This is a genomic window from Myxococcus sp. CA023 (assembly GCF_010998615.1).
Lineage (GTDB): Bacteria > Myxococcota > Myxococcia > Myxococcales > Myxococcaceae > Myxococcus.
This window is the reverse complement of record NZ_JAAEAH010000096.1, coordinates 16,734-35,136: the sequence shown is the minus strand read 5'-3', so window position 1 is coordinate 35,136 and position 18,403 is coordinate 16,734. Positions and strand designations below refer to the sequence as shown.

The following is an 18,403-nucleotide window of genomic DNA, read 5'->3' as shown; positions in this document are numbered from 1 at the left end:
AGGTGTATAAGAGACAGCTCCGGGGGGAGCGAGGGGGCTGACAATGACATTCGAAGGCAAGGGTACCGGCCTTCCTCGCTCCTGTCACAACCTGGGCCGTCGGGTGAGGGGGACGGGCCGCCCGCTCGCCCGAACGTTGGAGAAACGCCGCACCGCGCGTGACGCGTGGCAACATCCGCCGTCATGCGATTCACCCTGAACCGGGGCGTCAGTCTGGCTGTGCTTGCCTCGGCCCGGACGGAGGACGACCACCACGCGGACCTGGGCTGTAGCATCCAAGGCCCCACCGCGCGTCCTGTCCGCCGGGCCTTTCTCCCACTGAAGCGGCACGTCGCCACGCTGGGGCGCGAGGGCGCGCTGCACGATGCGGAGGCGCTGGTGCGTTGGCTGGAAGACACCCCACGCTATGCCGCGCTGTGCGTGGGCAAGCAGCGGCGCATGGGCCGACGCGTGTTGCGTCCCGACGTGCTGTTCCCGGTGGCTACGCGACACCGGCCGCGCGTGCTGCACCTTCGCCAGGAGGAACTGGGCCTGGATGTACCCGTGCGTGCGTCCGAGTGGCCCGCCGTGGCGGACTTCTTCGCGGCGCTCGCGCGCGGCGCCACGCGCGCGGAGCTTCGGGCCTTCGCGGCGCTGCCCGTGCTGGCGGAGTTGGTGGCGGACCTGGGGCAGGCGGGCTGGCTCGTGCGCCATGAGGCGCCCGTGGAGGTGCCCTCGCCCGGCGCGCTCTTCGTGGGGCACAACACGGTGCTGGTCGCGGGCCGCGAGGGGCGCGTGCTGGTGGACCCGTACTTCCGGCCCGAGGGCGCGGTGGACGCGCCGGGCTATCCGCCGATGCAGCCCCGCGACGTGGGACGCGTGGACGCGGTGGTCATTACCCATTCACATGGGGACCACTTCCACCTGGGCTCGTTGCTGCAGTTGCCTCGCGACACGCGCATCTTCGTGCCGGCGGTGGCGCGTGAGAGTCTCTTCTCCACGGACTGTGCCCTCCGGCTGGCGCAGTTGGGCTTCACGCGCGTGGAGCCCTTGCGCTGGGGCGAGTCCCGGCAGGTGGGTGACGTCACCGTGCGCGCGCTGCCGTTCTACGGCGAGCAGCCCACGGATGGAGAAGGCCCGTACCCGGACCTCTTCAATGAGGGCAACGCGTGGCTGGTGCGGGCGCCCGGCTTCTCCGCGGCGTTCTTCGCGGACTCGGGGCACGACGTGCGCGGAGACATGGCGGCGGTGTGCCGGCGCGTGCGCCGCGAGGCGCCAGTGGACGTGCTCTTCTGCGGCGTCCGCGGCTTCCGGCTGGCGCCCATCTTCTTTGGCTTCACCACGCTGGAGGCGTTCCTGGTCAACGTCCCCCGCGCCATGCTGAAGGCGCCGCAGCGGCTCATGGCCGGGCCAGAGGAGGCGCTGCGCTATGGCGCCTTGCTGGGCGCGCGCTACGTGGTGCCCTGCGCGGATGGCGGGGCGCCCTGGTACTGGCGCGAGGGCATGGGGCCTCGCTACGCGGGCTACCCCGGCGAACCCGTGAGCGGCGCCAGTCACCTGGATGAGAACCCGGACGCGGACCCCTATCCGGAGCGGCTCGCCGAGGTTCGGCGGACGATGAAGGACGCTCCCAGGCCCCTGGTGCTGCGGCCGGGAGAGTCGCTGCGCTGGAAGGGCGTGAGGACGCCGGAGGTGGTGCGCCACCCTGGCTTCGTGTGGCCATTCGGCGACGTGGCGTGACGTGTCCGCCGCGCGGGGACTCAGCGCACGGCGAGCCGGGCTCGGCCTCGCACGAACTGCACCACGTACACCCCGGCGACCACCGCGAAGCACACGGTGGCCACCGTCAGGTACCTGCCGATGAGCTGGTGCTCGCCCCAGTTGTGGGGCATCCCCACCAGCTTGCTGGCGTCGCTCAGGCCCACGCCTTCCATCCTTCCGAAGGGGATGGCGTTGAAGTCCTTCTTCGACTTCCACCACGTGAGGAGGCCGTCCACGAGCGACAGCGCACCGAGCCCCAGGAAGCCCCAGCGCAGGGCCTGCTTGTGGAGGTAGCTGCCCGCCGGGGCGTAGATGGTCAGCATCATCACCGTGCCCAGCACCATCATCCCGCCATCGCCGTTGAAGGTGATGAGCATGTCCACCGTCTGCGGCGACAGCAGCAGCGTGCCCACGGCTTGAAGCGCCAGCAGGCTGGCGCCGCAGGCCACCCACAGCCACTGACGGCGCCTCCACCCCCACCACGCCCACGCGCCCAGCGCCGCGGCGAGCATCAGCGCGAGGACATAGGAGCGGCCGAAGATGGCCGTCTTCCACAGCGTGGGGAACGCGGACCGGCCGCAGAACCAGGCCGTCATGGCGTGGCCCAGCTCATGGAACGGCATGGTGATGAGCCGGGCCGCGAAGGCGCTGAAGTTGCCGCTCAGCGCCATGTAGGACACCAGGAGTGCCACGGGGATGGCCCAGGTGCGCAGGCGGTGCTCGAACGCGGCCCCCTCGGCGTCGCCGTCCCAGGCGGGTGTCTCCGGTGGCAGCACGTCCGGGCGCAGGTCGGGCGTCGCCAGCCATGCGGGGTCGACGAGCGGCCGTGGCTCCTCGGGCGCCACTGTGGGGGCTTCCTCGCGCTGCCGCGCCGCCCGGGCCTCCGCTTTGGCGTAGATGATGCCGCAGCGGGGGCACTCCGGCCCGGCGGCGCGAGGTGAGTGGCAGCGGGGGCAGGCCTGGGGGGACGAGGCTTCCACGGTCGTCCCACTCTAGGAGGCCGCCGCGTCCGGCGAAAATCAGGGGGATGGTGCGGGGTGGGCTTGACGGCCACGCCAGACTCACCCAAGAGCGCACCATGCCGCCGCTGGACACGAAGACACGGGGACGGACGTCGCGCGGACGCCTTCGCGCGCTGGACGCGTTCCTGTGCCGCTTCGAGCGCCCGTTGCTCGAACGTCGTGACGGGCCCTGGGCACACGCGGTCTTCGTCGACGTGGGGTTCGGCGAGCACCCGTGGACGACGCTGGAGAGCGCCCAGGCCTTTCGCGCGCTCAACCCGGAGCTCGCCGTGGTGGGCGTGGAGCTGGACGCGGAGCGCGCGCGGGCGGCGCAGGCGGACGCGGATGCCCGCACGTCCTTCCGTGAGGGCGGCTTCGCGCTGCCCCTTCGTCCCGACGAGCCCGCCCGGCTGGTGCGGGCCATGAACCTGCTCCGCCAGGGCCCCCCTGAGCGTGTCCCCGAGGTGCACCGCACCCTGACCCGCTACCTGCTGCCGTCGGGCCTGCTGGTGGAGGGGAGCGCGGACGCGACGGGCGCGGTGATGGCCGCGCACCTGCTGCGCCGCGGCGTTGGGGAGGGCGCGGAGCTGCCGCTGCGCGAAGCGCTCCTGTTCCATACCGACTTCAGCCTGGGCTTCGCGCCCATGCTCTTCCGGGACTGGCTGCCCCGGGACTTGCGCCGCCGGGTACGTCCGGGTGAGCCCATCCATGACTTCTTCTCCGCATGGAGCGCCGCCTGGCAGCAGGCGCGGACCATGGGCCATACCCACCCACCCGATGCGTTTCGCGAAGCCGCGCTGGGTCTCTCCGCACGCATCGAGGGAGTGGAGACCGACCCGTGGCTCTTGTCCCAGGGCTACGTTGTTTGGAGGCCCAAGGGGGGCGTCTGTTTTTGACGACAGTGGGCTGCGTCTTTCTCAGAGAAGGAGAGGGCGCAGCCGAGGGAAGCCAAGTGGGGGGGCGTGCGGTTATCCTTCGCGCGACCAGGACTTGAAACGGCACCTCCTCTCCTTCGCGTGAGGCGTGCCGGGAACGCAGCGGGAGAACGACACCGTCATGTTGGAGCAGGCACCCCAGGTTCGAATGGAGGGCCGTCCGTCCGTGCTGCTCTTCTCCGCGGGCTTCTACGGCACGCTCGCGGCCGCGCGTTGCTTCGGACGCAATGGCATTGACGTCACGGTGGCGGACCCCGGCAAGCTGGGGCCCGCGAGCTGGTCTCGCTTCGTGGGCCGCCGCGTGCAGTGTCCTCCGGAGTCCCAGGCCGAGGCCTTCGTCGAGTGGCTGATGGACCTGGGCCGCCGCGAGCCGATGCGGCATGTGCTCTATCCGACGAGCGATGAGCTGGCGTGGCTGGTGTCCGTCCACCGCGAGGCGCTGTCGGAGTACTTCCACCTCTACGACCCGGGCATCGACGCCGTCTACGGCCTGCTCAACAAGCGCAAGCTCTTCGAGGCGGGCCAGGCGGTGGGCCTGAAGCTCCCACGCACCTGGTTCCCCGAATCGGAAGCGGACCTGAACGTGGTGTCCCGCGAGGCGCGCTTCCCGGTCCTCATCAAGCCCACCACGCAGATTCTCTACTCCACCCACCGAAAGGGGCAGCCGGTGCAGGCGCCCGAGCAGCTCGCGGAGGAGTACCGCGCCTTCTCGAGAGACGGGTACGCGCCCATGCTGGTGCGCTTCGACCCCGCGGTGTCGCGCCCCATGGTGCAGGAGTTCCACCCGGAGGCAGCGGAGGGCATCTACAGCCTCTCCGGATTCGTGGACGAGACGGGCGAGCTGTTCGAGGTGCGCGGCGCCATGAAGGTGCTCCAGCGTCCGCGGCGGCTGGGCGTGGGCGTGTGCTTCGAATCCGCCCCGGTGCGCGAGGAGCTGGCCGCGGGGCTCCAGCGTTTGTGCAAGCGCCTGGGCTACCACGGCGTCTTCGAGGTGGAGTTCATCCAGACGAAGGACGACTTCCTCCTCATCGACTTCAACCCCCGCTACTACGGGCAGATGGGCTTCGACATCGCCCGGGGCCTGCCGCTGCCGCTCCTGGCCTACCACGCCGCGCTGGGGGACCGGGACGCCCTGCGCCGCGAGCTGCGGGCCGCGCGTGACTGGCGCGGCAACGGCGAGGTGTTCTGCAACCGCATCGCGCTGGAGATGCTGCTCAACCTCCAGCGGCTGTCCGGTGCGTTGCCGGAGGACGAGGCCCGCCAGTGGCGGAGCTGGCTGGCGTCACACCGGGACGTGGCGGTGGACCCGCTCATCGACTCGGATGACCTGATGCCCACCGCGGTGGAGGTGGCGCAGATTCTCTACGGCTCCGCGCGCCACCCCCGAGCCTTCATCCGGATGATGGTGCTCAACCGGTGAGCGCGGCGCGGCTGTCCGGCGCGTCGAACGTCACCAGGTCATCGAACGTCTCCGCGCGCCGTAGCAGCCGCTCCTTCCCGTCCTCCAGCGCGATGATGGCCGGCTGGGGATAGGAGAAGGACGTGGCGAAGGGCACGAAGTAGGCGCCCGCGTCCATGATGGCCAGCGTGTCACCCACGCACAGGTCGGGCAGCCGCTTCGCGTGGTAGAGCGTGTCGCCCGGCGTGCAGATGGGGCCCACCACCGTATAGATCTTGTCGGCCGGCGCGTCCGGCCGGTTCACGTGGAAGAGCTGGTGGTACTCGTTGCGCACGCACTCGGCATGGTTGATTCCGGCGTCCAGCACCGCCCACGTCCTGTCTTCCCCCGCCTTGAGCGCGTGCACGCGGCCCAGCAAGAGCTGCGTGTCGCCCGTCATGGCGCGGCCCGGCTCCAGGAAGATGCGGGGACGCTGACGGCCGCGCCGCGCGTAGTGCGTCTCCACCATCTCCACCGCCAGCGCCACGTAGCGGTCGATGGACAGCGACGCCGCCGGGTCGGGCGCGGGCACGTCGCGGAAGAAGGTGAGGTTGAGGCGCCAGTCGCGCTCGGCGATGTGCTGGACGGTGGGCGTGTTGAGGCTGCCGCCCAAATCGAGCACCTCCAAGTCCAGTCCCAGCTCCTGGTGCAGCGTGTCCGTGAAGTCGAGCACCGACTCCACGAAGGCCGTGAAGTCGCCCTCCGTGCGGATGGTTTCTCCACGGTGCGCGTGCAGGCCCACCACGTTCAGGTGCTTCGAGCCGCGCGCCTGCTGGTAGGCCCTCAGCGCGGCGCCTCCCGCGATGGGCGTGCCGAACTGCGCGGACCAGCCGCTGTTCGTCGTCACCCGCACGGCGACGCGCGGGCGGCGGTCCAGCTCCGCGGCCAGCCGGGCGAAGACGGCAATCTCCTCCGCGTGGTTGGCGGCCAGCAGCTGGATGCCCCGGGAGATGGCCTCGCGCACGGAGGCCTCCGACTTCACCGGGCCGTTGTAGACGATGCGCTCCGGGGGCACGCCCAGCTTCAGCGCCAGCCACATCTCGTAGGCGGAGATGACCTCCGCGCCCACGCCCAGGCCGTGCAGGAAGGACAGCACGCCGGGCACCGGGTTTGTCTTGTACGAGTAATAGACTTCACAGCCGCCCGTGCGCCCCGGCGGCACCGCGAGGAAGCGCTCCGCGTTGCGGCGCAGCGCCGCCATGTGCACCACGTGCAGCGGCGAGCCCCAGCGCTCCACCAGTTGCGCCAGCGGGACACCCTCCAGGCTCAGGCCCTGGCCGGGCACGTCCCGCAGGCCCCAGTGCGAGGCGGGAATGTGGTTGCGCGCGGGGGCCATGGCCCGCTGGAGCACCGGGCGCAGCGTCTGCTTCACCTGGCGCCTGGCCGTCCCGAGAAGCCGGCTCTTGAGGCTCATGACGCGCGGCCCTGGTTGCGCAGGCGTAGCGGCAGACGGCGAGCGACCTCGAAGGGCAGCACCCGCAGGGCGGCCTGCATGAGGCGGTACTCCAGCATGCCGTTCGTCTTGCGGTACTTGCCGTGAATCATCTCGTTGGACTGCACCACCAGCGTGCCGTCCTTGCCCAGGTTGTGCATCAGCGACGGCCGGCCGGTGCGGTAGTGCAGGATGGGCCGGTTGACGTAGACGTGGCCGAACGCGCGGATGCCGCGCAGGTAGAAGTCCACGTCCTCGTAGACGGGGATGCTGGCGTCGAAGCCGCCCAGCGGGGCGAAGTGCTCGCGGCGCACCATGCACGCGGAGTTCACATACAGCGTGCCGCGAAAGAGGATGTGGGCCACGGTCCACGCGCTGTTGGGGGTGCTGGCGCCCACCTGGGCGGCCCACTCGAAGTACTCGCTCTTGTCCTTGAGCCAGTCCGCGTCGTCGCCGAAGGGCACCACCCAGCCCACCGCCACGCCCGCGTCCGGCCGCGCGTCCAGCGCGCTCACCATGGCGTGCAGCGCGCCCTCGGCGAGCATGTCGTCGTCATCCAGGAAGTGCAGATAGCGCCCGCGGGCCAGCGTGGCGCCGTGGTTGCGCACCACCGCCGGGCGGCCCTTCGACGGCGGGTCGTTCACCAGGTAGCGGACCCGCTCGTCCTTCAGCCCTTCCACCGCCTCGCGCGCCGTGCCCTCGGGCGTGTCGTCCAGGACGAGGACCTCGACGTTCACCCCTTCCTGGCGGAGGACCGAGCGGATGGCCTCCACCACTTCCTTCTCCCGCTTGTGGGTGGGCATCACCACCGAGACGTCAATGACGGACATAGCGGACTTATACGCGTTGGCGGCCACGCATGAGAAGCCGCCCGCCCGCGCGCCACCCCGTCACATCAGTAGCTCGCGAACTCCAGGTCGAAATCCACTCCAAGCACCTCTTCCGGGTCGCACTCGACCTGTGCCCGGACCGCCGCAAGTAGGACAGGAATGTCCGGATTCGGGCGGTTCCCACTCGGACGCGAGGGGGATGTGGTGCTCACAACCACCCAGTCATGGCTGCCAGTGGCCGCACGGATCTGCCTGTCCGCTCGACCGAAATCCCAATGCGACAGGCGGTTCAGCGAAGGCTGCGTGCGGTGGCGGGCCATGGTCATCCTCCTGCCTCGACTCCGCGAGGCTGGCCGTTGGTTGTGCAGACGTCATGCCAGCCTGCCGGCTGGGCAGATGGGCGTGCCGCGGACAACGCTTTTCCCTCTGAGAAGCGGGTGCTCGCCCGGAAGTGGTGGCTTCGGGTCACCGGGTCAGACTTGACGCCGGACGACGGTCGCGACAGGAACAGGCCCCACATGGCGTTCCTCCTGGCACACGAAGTCGAGCCGCCCCGGGCCTGCAGCTATCTGCCGGAGCGGGAGGCCTCGCTCGAAAACCTCGTGCTGGAGGACGTCACGCCGGAGGAGTACGAGCACCTGCTGGTGCGAGGCTGGCGCCGCTTCGGCCTGGTGTACTTCCGGCCGGCCTGCGTGGACTGCAATGCCTGCGTGTCATTGCGCATCCCCGTGGAGGGCTTCCAGCCCAACCGCAGCCAGCGCCGGGCGCGTGCCGCGTGCGCGCACCTGCGCGTGGAGGTGGGGCCGCCGCGTGTGGATGACGCGAGGCTGGCGCTGTATCGCCAGTGGCATTCGGAGCGCGAGACCGCGCGCGAGTGGGCGCCGTCACCCATCACCGCGCGCGAGTACTCGCTCCAGTTCTCCTATCCGCACCCGTCCGCGCGCGAGGTGGCGTGGTACGACGACGGCGCGGAGGGCGGACCCAGGCTGGTGGGCGTGGGCATCTGCGACGAGACACCGCGCGCATGGAGCGCCGTGTATTTCTTCTACGACCCCGCCTATGCGCACCTGTCGCTGGGCACGGCCAACGTGCTGCACCAGGTGGCGCTGGCGAAGGCGCGGGGCATCCCCCACGTCTACCTGGGCTACCGCGTGCTGGCCTGCGCGTCCCTGCGCTACAAGGGCGCCTTCCGCCCGCACGAGCTGCTGGAGGAGCGGCCCGCGCTGGACGCGGCGCCTCAGTGGGTGGCGCCGCCCGAGGAGGCTTGAGGCAGGGCCTGGAGCGCCGCGCCGAAGTGCTGGAGCAGCCGGCGCGCGTATTCCTCCGGCGCCACGCGCGCGTACTGGCCATGGCCCGCGCCCTCGACGACCCAGAGTGACTTGGGTTCGCACGCGGCCTGGAAGAGGCTGGCCTGGAGCTTCGCGGGCGCGTCCGGGTCCACGTCGCCGTTGACCAGCAGCAGCGGCCGGCCGCCCAGCCGGCACATCCCGTCAATGGGGCGCACCGCGTCCACCGTCACGCCCGCGCGGCGCAGGGTCCACAGCACCGGCTCCGCGCTCATCGCACCCCAGCGGCCATAGCCGGCGTAGATGTCCGCCTCCAGCGCGGGATAGGCCCCCGCGGCGGCCACCGCCTTCACCCGCGCGTCCTCGCTGGCGACCAGGAGCGACGTGGTGCCGCCCATGGAGAAGCCGAAGAGGCCCAACCGTCCCGGGTCCACGTCCGGGCGCCGTGAGACGAAATCCAGCGCCGCCGTCACGTCGCGCCGCTCCCGGTCTCCCCACGTCACCGTGTCGCCGCCGCTTTCGCCGTGCGCGCGCAAATCAAAGAGCAACACGCCGTAGCCCGCGCCCACGAGCGTCCGGGCCTCGAAGAGCAACTGCGCGCGGTTGTCCGCGAAGCCGTGCACCAGCACCACCGCGGCGCGGTTGCGTGAAGGCACGTACCAGCCCTTGAGCGGCACCCCATCGGACGTGGTGAAGGCCACGTCCTCCAGCGGCGACAACACCGGCTCCGCCAGGGGACGTGTCACCGGAATGGGCCGCGGATGCAGCAGGCCCTGGCCGATGCGATGACCGTTGACCCCGAGGTATCCCGCAGCGGTGAGCAACACGCAGAGGGGCACCAGCGCCACGAGACAGCGGAATTGAGTACGTGTTTTCACGGATATCTTGGATTGGCTTGGAACAAAGCGAACCCTAGCTGAGCCGTGGGGGTGGCGGAGCGAATGCAAGTTGGTTACACCGCGGGTGGGTCAGGTTGGAGCCGGGGGGAGTCCTGTCACTCCGAAGGTCCTGGACCGCGGTGTCTCGAAGCACGCGAGAGTGCGGGTGATGCTCGTAACGACACAGGGCGAGGCGCCTCCAGTAGCCGCTCGGAAGCGGGTGCTGTTCACGCTGGTGTTCCTGGGCTCGGGCGGCATCGAACGGTCCGTGTGCAACGTGCTGACGGGGCTGGACCCCGGCCGGTTCGACACGAAGATGTTCTTCCACCACCGGCCCCATCCGAAGAGCCAGAGCGACCGGATTCCGCAGCGCACCGAGGTGGTGTGGGGCACCGACGCCTTCGAGTACCGGCGGGGCATGCTGCCGCGCTTCTTCTGGCGGCTGGTGCGCGAGGCGCGCGACGTGGACGTCATCGTGGCGGGGCAGGAGGGCCGGGCGGCGCTGCTGGCGTGCCTGGCGGGGCGGCTGCTGCGCAAGCCCGTGGTGGGCATGATTCACTTCGACTGGGGCGCCTTCCACCTGGAGCAGCCCCGGCGGCAGCTCTGGGGCCTGCGGTGGCTCTACCCTCGCATGAGCCGCATCGTCGCGTGCGGCCACGATTCAGCGAAGGCCTTCCGGGACCTGGTGCCGGTTCGGTCCGAGCAGCTCCACGTCATCCCCAACTTCGTGGACGGCGACCGGGTGCGCGCCGCCGGTGAGCACCCGCTGCCCGCCTGGGCGGAGCCCATCTTCCGCAAGCCCGTGGTCATCGCCGTGGGCCGGCTGGAGCACCAGAAGGCCTTCGACGTGCTCATCCGGAGCCACGCGCTGATGCGCCAGGCCGGGGTGGACCAGCACCTGCTCATCCTGGGGGAAGGCTCGCTGGAGGCGGAGTTGAAGGCGCTGGTGAAGTCCCTGGGCGTGGAGGACTCCGTCTTCCTGCCGGGCTTCGCGCCCAACCCGCATACGCTGATGCGGCGGGCGGCGGCCTTCGCCCTGTCCTCGCGCTTCGAGGGGTTGCCCATGGTGCTGCTGGAGGCGCTGGCCCTGGGCTGCCCCGTGGTCAGTACCGACTGCCCCTCCGGCCCCGCGGAGGTGCTGGAGCACGGCAAGCACGGCGTCCTCGTGCCCATGGAGCAGCCCCAGGCGCTGGCGGACGCCCTGGCGCGAATCGTCCAGGACGACGTGCACCGGGCCGACCTGTCCGCCCGGGCCCGGCGCCGCTCCGAGGAGCTGTCCGCCGACCGCGCCCTCAAGGCCTGGGAGTCCCTGCTCTCGTCGCTCTGACAGAGAGAGAGGGGCCCGGTCCCCCGCCTTCCGGACGGGGGGATGAAATGAGCCCCCCCGGAGGTTCCCCTGCACGGCTTCTGGGTGTCCACCTTCGTCCCGGAGGCCCGGCCGGGCGGCACCTGAGGTAGGAATCCCTTGCCGGCCCCCGGCTGCTTCACGAGGATTCGCCCCCATCATGACGACGACGAACGAAACGCAGGGCCTGAACTTCCTCCAGGAAATCATCGAGGAAGACCAGCGGACGGGAAAGTACGCGGGCCGCGTGCACACCCGCTTCCCGCCCGAGCCCAACGGTTACCTCCACATCGGCCACGCCAAGTCCATCTGCCTCAACTTCGGGCTGGCGCAGCAATACGGAGGCAAGTGCAACCTGCGCTTCGACGACACCAACCCCGTCACCGAGGACACGGACTACGTCGAGGCCATCCAGCGTGACGTGAAGTGGCTGGGCTTCGAGTGGGAGGACCGGAAGTTCTTCGCGTCCGACTACTTCCCGAAGCTCTACGACTTCGCCGTGCAGCTCATCAAGCAGGGCAAGGCGTACGTGTGCAGCCTGTCCCCGGAGGAGATTCGCGAGTACCGCGGCGACTTCACCACGCCGGGGCGCAACAGCCCGTACCGCGAGCGCTCCGTGGAGGAGAACCTGGACCTGTTCCACCGCATGCGCGCGGGCGAGTTCTCCGACGGCCAGCACACCCTGCGGGCGAAGATCGACATGGCGTCGCCCAACCCCGTGCTGCGCGACCCGCCCATCTACCGCATCCGTCACGCGCACCATCACCGCACCGGCGACGCGTGGCCCATCTACCCGCTCTACGACTTCGCGCACTGCCTGTCGGACGCGATTGAGGGCATCACCCACTCCATCTGCACGCTGGAGTTCGAGAACCGGCGCGTGCTGTACGACTGGATTGTCGACAACCTCGTCAGCGGGGACCGGCCGTACCAGTACGAGTTCAACCGGCTGAACCTCAACTACACGGTGATGAGCAAGCGCAAGCTGCTCAAGCTGGTGACGGAGGGCTTCGTGTCCGGGTGGGATGACCCCCGGATGATGACGATTACCGGCCTGCGCCGCCGTGGCTTCACGCCGGCGTCCATCCGGGACTTCGCCACACGTGTGGGCGTGGGCAAGGCGCAGCAGCTCATCGACATGAGCCTGCTGGAGCTGTGCATCCGCGAGGACCTCAACGAGACGGCCCCGCGCGCCATGGCGGTGATGCGCCCGCTGAAGGTGGTGCTGGAGAACTACCCCGAGGGGCAGACGGAGTTGCTGGAGGTGCAGAACCATCCGCAGAAGCCGGAGATGGGGACGCGCCAGGTGCCCTTCATGCGCGAGCTGTACATCGAGGCGGACGACTTCATGGAGGACCCGCCGAAGGGGTTCTTCCGGCTGGCGCCCGGCAAGGAGGTGCGGCTGCGCTCGGCGTACTTCATCAAGTGCGAGCAGGTCATCAAGGACGCCGCGGGCAACGTGGTGGAGTTGCGCTGCTCATATGACCCGGCCACGCGTGGCGGCAACGCGCCGGATGGCCGCAAGGTGAAGGGCACGCTGCACTGGGTGCCCGGCAACGCGCCCATCGCGGAGGTCCGCCTCTATGACCGGCTCTTCTCCGTGGAGGCGCCGGACGCGGACGAGTCCAAAGACTTCACCACGTTCCTCAACCCGGCCAGCCTCCAGACGCTGAGAGACGCCCGCGTCGAGCCGATGCTGGTGGATGCCGCCGTGGAGTCGCGCTACCAGTTCGAGCGCACCGGGTACTTCTACGTGGACCCGAAGGACTCGAAGCCGGGCAAGCCCGTCTTCAACCGCACGGTGACGCTGAAGGACTCATGGACGAAGGAGCAGGCCAAGGGGAAGTAGTCCCTGGCGTGCTTCCGGGTGCCGCCCACGCTGGCGGCACCCGGCACGGTGCTTTCTTCGGAAGGCTCGCGGCCTACCGCGTCGCGGCAGGCTGCTCGAGCTCCTTGAGCATCTTCACCGCGTTCTCGTTCTTGGGGTCCAGCTCCAGGGACTTGCGGTAGTTGGCGATGGCCTGTTCCTTGTCGCCGTGGGCGGCGTAGGCCTCGCCGAGGCTGTCGTAGCAGTTGGCCTCCTTGGGGAACATCTCCACGTTGAGCTTGAACACCTCGATGGCATCCACCACGCGCCCGCCGCGCAAGAGGTGGTAGCCCACCGTGTTCAACTGCGATTCGCTGAAGTCGTACTGGGCTTCTTTCGTCTTCTTCAGCGTGCGGTAGTTGGCGATGGCCTCGGCGGTGGAGCCCTTGCCGAGAGACTCCATCATCACGGTGCCGATGGGCATCCGGGCCTGCCGGGGGGCGATGCCATGGAGGATGCTCAGCACGCCGCCGGCAATCTCCTGGAGGCCGCCGTGGGACGCGTTGTCGAGGAGGATGACGACCTCCTTGCGCTCGGGCACGCGGACCAGCAGGGATGAGAAGCCGTTGATGCCGCCGCTGTGGAGGATACCTGGAAGCTTCGTCTTGCCGTCATGCAACTGCACGGGGGCAATGGCCCAGCCGAAGCCGTAGTGCTGAAGGCCCGGGGTGAGCATCTTCTGCTTGAGCTCCGAGGGCATCAGCGTGTCGCCGTAGAAGGCCCGGTCCCAGCGGTACAGGTCCTCCACCGTCGAGTACAGCGAGCCGGCGGCATAGGGCTGGCCCATGTCGACGTAGGGCGCGTTGACGTACCCGCCCGGCCTGGACGTGTAGCCGCTGGCGCGATTGGGCAGCACCGTGGCGGTGACGTCATAGCCGGAGTCCTTCATGCCCAGCGGCCCGAAGATGCGCGTCTGCACGGCCTGCGCATACGTCTGGCCGGTGAGCTTCTCGATGAGGGCGCCCAGCAGGTAGTAGCCGCAGTTGTTGTACGCGTACTTCGTGCCGGGCTCGAACTCCAGGTCGCCACTGCAGGACTTCTTCACGAACTCCGCGACGCCATAGGGGTTGACCGAGTCGGCCCGGAAATGGGGGGCCGACGTGTAGCTGGGAATGCCGGAGGTGTGGTTCAGCAGGTGGGTGATGGTGACGCGCCCACCAGTGTCGTCCCGGTAGTCCGGCAGGTGCTTGGTAATGGGGTCATCGAGCTGGAGCTTTCCCTCGGCGACGAGCTGCAGGATGACGGTCGCCGTGAAGGACTTGGTGATGGAGCCGATGCGGAACTTTGTATCCGGCGCGTTGGGCACCTTCCACTCGAGGTTCGCGGAGCCGTAGCCCTTCTTGAGGAGGATGCCTCCCTCATTGGCCACGAGCGCCGTTCCGTTGAACATGCCCTTCTGGTGGAACCCACGGATGTACCGGTCTACCTCCTGCTTCCGGTTCGCCGCCTCCGCCATCGGCGCCACCAGCACCCATGCCACCAGTACGCCCGTGAGGCGCGCGCTCAGCCATCTCATTCAGACCTCCCCTTCATTTCGCGCAGTACGTGCGGGGATGCGGGTGATTGCAGCTGTTTTCGCGGGCCGCCCCGGTTTTCCCTTAGTCCAGAAGTCGGGTTTTCTGCCAGACGCTTGTTCATGAGAAGTGAAGGGGTGTCTTGCAAAGGCAGTCATTCGTGCACGACAAGGGTTGGCGTCAATGGCTGTCGAAAAAAGGAGCCCATGACATGGCAAAGCCTTCCCCCGATGGCGTGCATCGCTTCCTGGCCCCGGCGAACCAGATTGATTTCCCCGAGGACCCGACAGCACAGAAGAAGCTCAACGAGGCATGGAACTTCAACCTCACGGGCTTCACCGACCAGGGCATCACGGGCAACCCGTGGAACATGTCCAACTCCGCCAACAACACCTGGTATTTCAACCCCGCGCAGACGGACACGGCGCAGGGGAGCTACGCCGCCATCCAGTGGAATGCGTTCCCCGGTCGTCTGGGATTCTACTTCGGCGGGCAGGGTGGGACGAATGCCAAGGGGCTGGTACTGCCGGAGGAGGACCTGCTGGCTCTGGCGGACACGGGCCGGACGAAGGATGGAACGCCATTCTCGGACCTGCCGCAAATCACCAATCCCTGTACCGGGGACGTGAGCCACTACGGCCCCTTCGGCCCTCGGGGGTGGCAGGACGAATATTGCGAGTGGAGCGTCGAGCGCGACAGCCAGGGCAACATCCTCCGCATCGACTTCACGTGTGAGAATCCGGAGTACTGGAACACGCTGTGGGCGGTGGACCCGAACAAGGTGCTGGAACTGTATCGCTCCACCCTGGGCAAGCGGCAGATCGCGCTGGAGGACCTGTATCTGATGGACCCGTCAACGGGACGGCCGGTGGAGGACCCGTCCACGGGACGCCCCGCGTACAACCCGCTCAACAGGTGGAACAGCGGGCCGGTGTCCACGGCGAGCCAGGGTGGCGCCATGCACCTGACGAGCACGCCCAACACGCTCCAGACGGAAATCGGGCTCGCGTCGGCCGCGACGGTGCCGCGTCCCGTGGGCAACTCCAATGCGCAGACGCTCATCTGCTGCGCGCAGTATGGCCAGCCCGCCCGCAACAGCGACCCGCACATCGGGCTGTCCGTGAATCAGCTCGTCGCGCCGCCCAATCCGCAGCGGCCGTCGAACAAGGCCACCCTGGCCAATCCGCCCGGGCTCTACATCCAGATGCCAGACTTCTCTGGCTACCAGACGCCGGACCAGACGAACGCGGCGGAGTTCTGGACCATCGTCCGAGGCACCTCGTCGCTGACGGACCCGGATGGCAGGCCCATGCCGGGCAACTACATCCTGCACGCCACCTTCCGGGTACCGCCGAACAAGCGCTACACCGTCTCCGACATCACCATCAACGGCCAGAAGATTCGCTGGGCCGGGCAGGTGGCGCAGACCTTCCTCATGCAAATCACCGGCATGGGGCTGGCGCAGCCATCCCGCGCGCCGGTACAGGACTGCGTGGGCGTGCCGTCCACGGAACTGGCGCAGCCGCTACAGCTCTTCCATTCCAGCGTGTTCAGCGCACTGGTCGGTACCAACGTGCCCAATTTCATGGGCGTGCCCATGAACCTGGCCAGCAACAGCACCCTGATTGCCCCGACGGTGAGGCCCGGTGACACGAATGTCCCCATGGTGCTGACCGCGCTGCTTCCCGACGTCTCCGCGCTGCCGACCGTGACCTTCGACGGGGGCGGCATCACCGTCCAGGTGCAGGATATGAAGTCGGTGGACTACGCGGTGCCCGGGAACACCTATCCCGGGCCGGTGGCGGCCATCCGCATCCTGGTCTCCGCGCAGGCGGACGCGGCGCCGGGCCCACGGGGTGTCTTCGTCACCGGTGCGGGGCAGGCGAAGACACCGACGCCGTTCCCCGCGGCGCTGCACGTCGCCTCTCGGTAGGCCCGCGAGCGTGCCCATGCCCGTGCTCCAGAATCGCGTTGGCGTCGCGTTGGCGTCGCTGTTGCTCGCCGCTGGCTGTGCCAGGGACAGGGCCTCCCGGGAAGCGCCTTCGGGAGGGACTGTTGCCCAGGCGGAGACGGGGGCTCCGGCTCCCGCCCGTGCAGCCCCCGCCGGCGCTCCACCGCAGTTCAACTGTGGCAGCCAGCAGATTCTGGAGCTCGGCCCGGAGGTGCCTCCGGACTTCAGCCAGGTGGTGGGCCAGGAAGACGCGAACTGCTTCGCCTGGCAGCAGTTCATCGCGTTGAACTGGCCCGAGTCCGGCACGGACGGGGGGGCGGCTGGCTTTGGCACCCCCGGGGACCTGGAGCCCGTGCAATGGCAGACGTACATGAGCACCGGCCAGCTCTTCCTGCCGGACGGGGGCGCGCCTCCCGCCTGGGGCACGCAGGCACGCATCACGGATGCGTGTCTGGCGGAAGCGGGGCTCTCCGTGGCGCAGGCCCGGGAACGCCTGCCGTTGATGGTCGCGTCGAAGTTCGCGGAGAACTTCTTCCCCGGGAGCGCGAACCAGGCGTTCCCCTTCGACGGCTCGCCCGCGTGGCTGGGGGCGCCCGGAGACACCAACGTCTGGTACGACGTGAAGGTCAACCAGCCCGAATACGACTACATCGTCGACGCGGGTCTCTACAACGCGGCGAACCAGCTGGCCCTGGTGGATTCAGGCGTGCCCGTGGTCCTGCCACAAGGCGCGTACCAGCCAGCGCCTGGCTCGGTGGGCGCCATCGAGCTGAAGGCGGCGTGGATGGAAGTGCCCAATCCCTCCGACGCTCGCTGGAACACGTACAAGCTGTCGCCCGCCGTGGTGGTGGACCCGTCGACGCAGCGGTGCCGGACGGCGACCGTGGCGCTGGTGGGGCTGCACATCATCCATGCCACCCAGTCCCAACCGTCCATCATCTGGGCCACGTTCGAACACGAGGCGAATGCACCGGACCAGGGCACCGACGCGGGGACGGGCGCGTGGAACTTCTTCGATGCCGCCTGCTCGCCGCGCACGCTGACGGTGCCCGCCAACTGCGCGGCGGATGGGAAGTCCACGGAGGTGACGGTGGGGTGCGAGCCCAACGTGCCGCCGCCGTACCACATTGGCGGCGGCTGCCCGGGGCCCGTGCCCATCCAGGTCACGCGGCTGACGCCCATCGACCCGATGGCGAAGCGGGTGAATCAACTGGTCCAGCAGAACATCGCGACGTACTTCCCGGACTCGGTGTGGAAGCACTACGTGCTGGTGAACGTGCTCTGGTCCACCAATCCCAGCCCCAGCCCGACGAAGCCCGTGAAGGCGCCGCTGCCCTTCGCCGGGCCCACGCCCTCCGGTTCAGTGGCCATCTCCAACACGACCATGGAGACCTATATCCAGCGGACCGCGGACTTCGGCCAGGGGCCCCAGGCGAGCAACTGCATCGTCTGTCACCGGAACGCGACGATCGCTGGTAAGACGGGCATCGCGTCGGATTTCAGCTTCGTCTTCGGACTGGCGCAGGGCCTGCCACCGTCCCAGGCACCGTCGCTGAAGTCCATGCGTCTGACGCCGAGCCAGAAGGCCGCGGTGGCCCATCCCCCGACGATGCGGCGAATCATTCAGTAGCGTCACGAGGGGGCGCCTCGCGCGTCATCTCCACCATGGTGGGGCGCCACCCCAGCTTCGCGAACAGGCGCTGCGCGGTCGTGTTCTGCGCGGCGGTGTGGAGGACGACGCGCGGCACGCCCAGGGCCGTCAGGCGCTTCATCATCTCCTCCGCGAGCAGGACGCCCACGCCCGCGCCACGGGCCTTCTCGTCCACCCAGATGTCATGGAAGCCGCCGCTGCGGTCCAGCAGGGCATTCCAGTCCATGCCTTCCACGCGGCCGTAGGCGTAGCCCACGACCTCGCCGTCCAGCTCCGCCACCAGGACGACCGCGTCTGGCTTCCTGGCCTCGCTGCCCAGCCACTTGCGGAAGCCCGACTCCACGTCGTCTGGGAGCATGAAGCGTGCGGCGTCGAAGGCGTGGTGTTTCCGGGCGAGCGCCGCGCCCATTCGCCCCAGGGCGGGCTCATCCGAGGGCTTGGCGGGACGGAGGGTGACGGGCATGGCGGCTCCAAGGGAAGGAATGGTCCCTTCCTATAACGGGCTTCTTCACCGAGCGACGGCCTTGTCGGAATG

General features: G+C 69.0%; 15 protein-coding genes. 8 read left to right on the top strand and 7 right to left on the bottom strand.

Translation table 11 applies throughout. The features are described 5' to 3' along the window. The first annotated feature begins 183 nt into the window (after positions 1 to 183). Positions 184 to 1,719, top strand: coding sequence for an MBL fold metallo-hydrolase (locus F8M74_RS32235; protein WP_171410423.1), 1,536 nt, complete (start codon positions 184 to 186; stop codon positions 1,717 to 1,719). A gap of 20 nt (positions 1,720 to 1,739) precedes the next feature. On the opposite strand, the gene F8M74_RS32230 is transcribed toward F8M74_RS32235, so the two are convergent. Continuing rightward, positions 1,740 to 2,720 (bottom strand): hypothetical protein, encoded by a 981-nt coding sequence (locus tag F8M74_RS32230; RefSeq protein ID WP_141256886.1) that lies wholly within the window; start codon positions 2,718 to 2,720, stop codon positions 1,740 to 1,742. A 98-nt stretch (positions 2,721 to 2,818) separates the two neighbouring features. Here F8M74_RS32230 and F8M74_RS32225 point away from each other — a divergent pair, with 98 nt between their 5' ends. Continuing rightward, positions 2,819 to 3,637: a methylase gene (locus F8M74_RS32225; RefSeq protein ID WP_141256887.1), complete on the top strand. Its 819-nt coding sequence runs from the start codon at positions 2,819 to 2,821 to the stop codon at positions 3,635 to 3,637. Between the two features lie 160 nt (positions 3,638 to 3,797). Further along, positions 3,798 to 5,096: a carbamoyl-phosphate synthase gene (locus F8M74_RS32220; protein WP_141256914.1), complete on the top strand. Its 1,299-nt coding sequence runs from the start codon at positions 3,798 to 3,800 to the stop codon at positions 5,094 to 5,096. Here F8M74_RS32220 and F8M74_RS32215 read toward each other — a convergent pair. From F8M74_RS32215 to F8M74_RS32205, 3 genes are all read right to left on the bottom strand, one after another. Beyond that, entirely contained in the window at positions 5,086 to 6,528 is a 1,443-nt protein-coding gene (locus F8M74_RS32215; RefSeq protein WP_141256888.1) for a pyridoxal-dependent decarboxylase, read from the bottom strand. The genes F8M74_RS32220 and F8M74_RS32215 overlap by 11 nt on opposite strands. Beyond that, positions 6,525 to 7,376 carry a glycosyltransferase family 2 protein gene (locus F8M74_RS32210; RefSeq protein WP_171410424.1) on the bottom strand — a complete coding sequence of 284 codons (852 nt, stop codon included), beginning with the start codon at positions 7,374 to 7,376 and terminating at the stop codon, positions 6,525 to 6,527. Before F8M74_RS32210 ends, F8M74_RS32215 begins: the two co-directional genes overlap by 4 nt. Before the next feature lie 65 nt (positions 7,377 to 7,441). Beyond that, a complete protein-coding gene (locus F8M74_RS32205) occupies positions 7,442 to 7,696 on the bottom strand; it encodes a hypothetical protein (RefSeq protein ID WP_141256890.1) in 255 nt (84 codons plus the stop codon). Positions 7,697 to 7,894: 198 nt separating this feature from the next. Here F8M74_RS32205 and F8M74_RS32200 point away from each other — a divergent pair, with 198 nt between their 5' ends. Further along, a complete protein-coding gene (locus tag F8M74_RS32200) occupies positions 7,895 to 8,644 on the top strand; it encodes an arginyltransferase (protein ID WP_141256891.1) in 750 nt (249 codons plus the stop codon). Here F8M74_RS32200 and F8M74_RS32195 read toward each other — a convergent pair. Beyond that, positions 8,614 to 9,510, bottom strand: a complete 897-nt coding sequence (locus F8M74_RS32195) for an alpha/beta hydrolase (protein WP_141256892.1) — start codon at positions 9,508 to 9,510, stop codon at positions 8,614 to 8,616. The genes F8M74_RS32200 and F8M74_RS32195 overlap by 31 nt on opposite strands. Positions 9,511 to 9,709: 199 nt before the next feature. Here F8M74_RS32195 and F8M74_RS32190 point away from each other — a divergent pair, with 199 nt between their 5' ends. Together F8M74_RS32190 and F8M74_RS32185 are read left to right on the top strand one after the other, a co-directional pair. Continuing rightward, a complete protein-coding gene (locus F8M74_RS32190) occupies positions 9,710 to 10,867 on the top strand; it encodes a glycosyltransferase (RefSeq protein ID WP_141256893.1) in 1,158 nt (385 codons plus the stop codon). Positions 10,868 to 11,045: 178 nt separating this feature from the next. Continuing rightward, positions 11,046 to 12,734, top strand: coding sequence for a glutamine--tRNA ligase/YqeY domain fusion protein (locus F8M74_RS32185; RefSeq protein WP_141256894.1), 1,689 nt, complete (start codon positions 11,046 to 11,048; stop codon positions 12,732 to 12,734). Between the two features lie 73 nt (positions 12,735 to 12,807). Here the strand turns inward: F8M74_RS32185 and F8M74_RS32180 are convergent, their stop codons facing one another. Next, on the bottom strand, positions 12,808 to 14,268 hold the full coding sequence (locus tag F8M74_RS32180) for a serine hydrolase (protein ID WP_141256895.1): 1,461 nt from the start codon (positions 14,266 to 14,268) through the stop codon (positions 12,808 to 12,810). Positions 14,269 to 14,477: 209 nt separating this feature from the next. On the opposite strand from F8M74_RS32180, the gene F8M74_RS32175 reads away from it, so the two are divergent. After that, positions 14,478 to 16,199 carry a hypothetical protein gene (locus tag F8M74_RS32175; protein ID WP_141256896.1) on the top strand — a complete coding sequence of 574 codons (1,722 nt, stop codon included), beginning with the start codon at positions 14,478 to 14,480 and terminating at the stop codon, positions 16,197 to 16,199. A gap of 16 nt (positions 16,200 to 16,215) precedes the next feature. Further along, positions 16,216 to 17,847, top strand: a complete 1,632-nt coding sequence (locus F8M74_RS32170) for a cytochrome c family protein (RefSeq protein ID WP_141256897.1) — start codon at positions 16,216 to 16,218, stop codon at positions 17,845 to 17,847. On the opposite strand, the gene F8M74_RS32165 is transcribed toward F8M74_RS32170, so the two are convergent. After that, positions 17,837 to 18,331: a GNAT family N-acetyltransferase gene (locus tag F8M74_RS32165; RefSeq protein WP_141256898.1), complete on the bottom strand. Its 495-nt coding sequence runs from the start codon at positions 18,329 to 18,331 to the stop codon at positions 17,837 to 17,839. The two genes, F8M74_RS32170 and F8M74_RS32165, sit on opposite strands and share 11 nt — an antisense overlap. Positions 18,332 to 18,403 lie beyond the last annotated feature (72 nt).

Bases quoted from the DNA above. Each gene is read 5' to 3' on its own strand.
- F8M74_RS32165 (WP_141256898.1), bottom strand. From the start codon at position 18,331: ATGCCCGTCACCCTCCGTCCCGCCAAGCCCTCGGATGAGCCCGCCCTG.
- F8M74_RS32225 (WP_141256887.1), top strand. From the start codon at position 2,819: ATGCCGCCGCTGGACACGAAGACACGGGGACGGACGTCGCGCGGACGC.
- F8M74_RS32210 (WP_171410424.1), bottom strand. From the start codon at position 7,376: ATGTCCGTCATTGACGTCTCGGTGGTGATGCCCACCCACAAGCGGGAG.
- F8M74_RS32235 (WP_171410423.1), top strand. From the start codon at position 184: ATGCGATTCACCCTGAACCGGGGCGTCAGTCTGGCTGTGCTTGCCTCG.
- F8M74_RS32180 (WP_141256895.1), bottom strand. From the start codon at position 14,268: ATGAGATGGCTGAGCGCGCGCCTCACGGGCGTACTGGTGGCATGGGTG.
- F8M74_RS32185 (WP_141256894.1), top strand. From the start codon at position 11,046: ATGACGACGACGAACGAAACGCAGGGCCTGAACTTCCTCCAGGAAATC.
- F8M74_RS32200 (WP_141256891.1), top strand. From the start codon at position 7,895: ATGGCGTTCCTCCTGGCACACGAAGTCGAGCCGCCCCGGGCCTGCAGC.
- F8M74_RS32215 (WP_141256888.1), bottom strand. From the start codon at position 6,528: ATGAGCCTCAAGAGCCGGCTTCTCGGGACGGCCAGGCGCCAGGTGAAG.
- F8M74_RS32190 (WP_141256893.1), top strand. From the start codon at position 9,710: ATGCTCGTAACGACACAGGGCGAGGCGCCTCCAGTAGCCGCTCGGAAG.
- F8M74_RS32175 (WP_141256896.1), top strand. From the start codon at position 14,478: ATGGCAAAGCCTTCCCCCGATGGCGTGCATCGCTTCCTGGCCCCGGCG.
- F8M74_RS32205 (WP_141256890.1), bottom strand. From the start codon at position 7,696: ATGGCCCGCCACCGCACGCAGCCTTCGCTGAACCGCCTGTCGCATTGG.
- F8M74_RS32220 (WP_141256914.1), top strand. From the start codon at position 3,798: ATGTTGGAGCAGGCACCCCAGGTTCGAATGGAGGGCCGTCCGTCCGTG.
- F8M74_RS32170 (WP_141256897.1), top strand. From the start codon at position 16,216: ATGCCCGTGCTCCAGAATCGCGTTGGCGTCGCGTTGGCGTCGCTGTTG.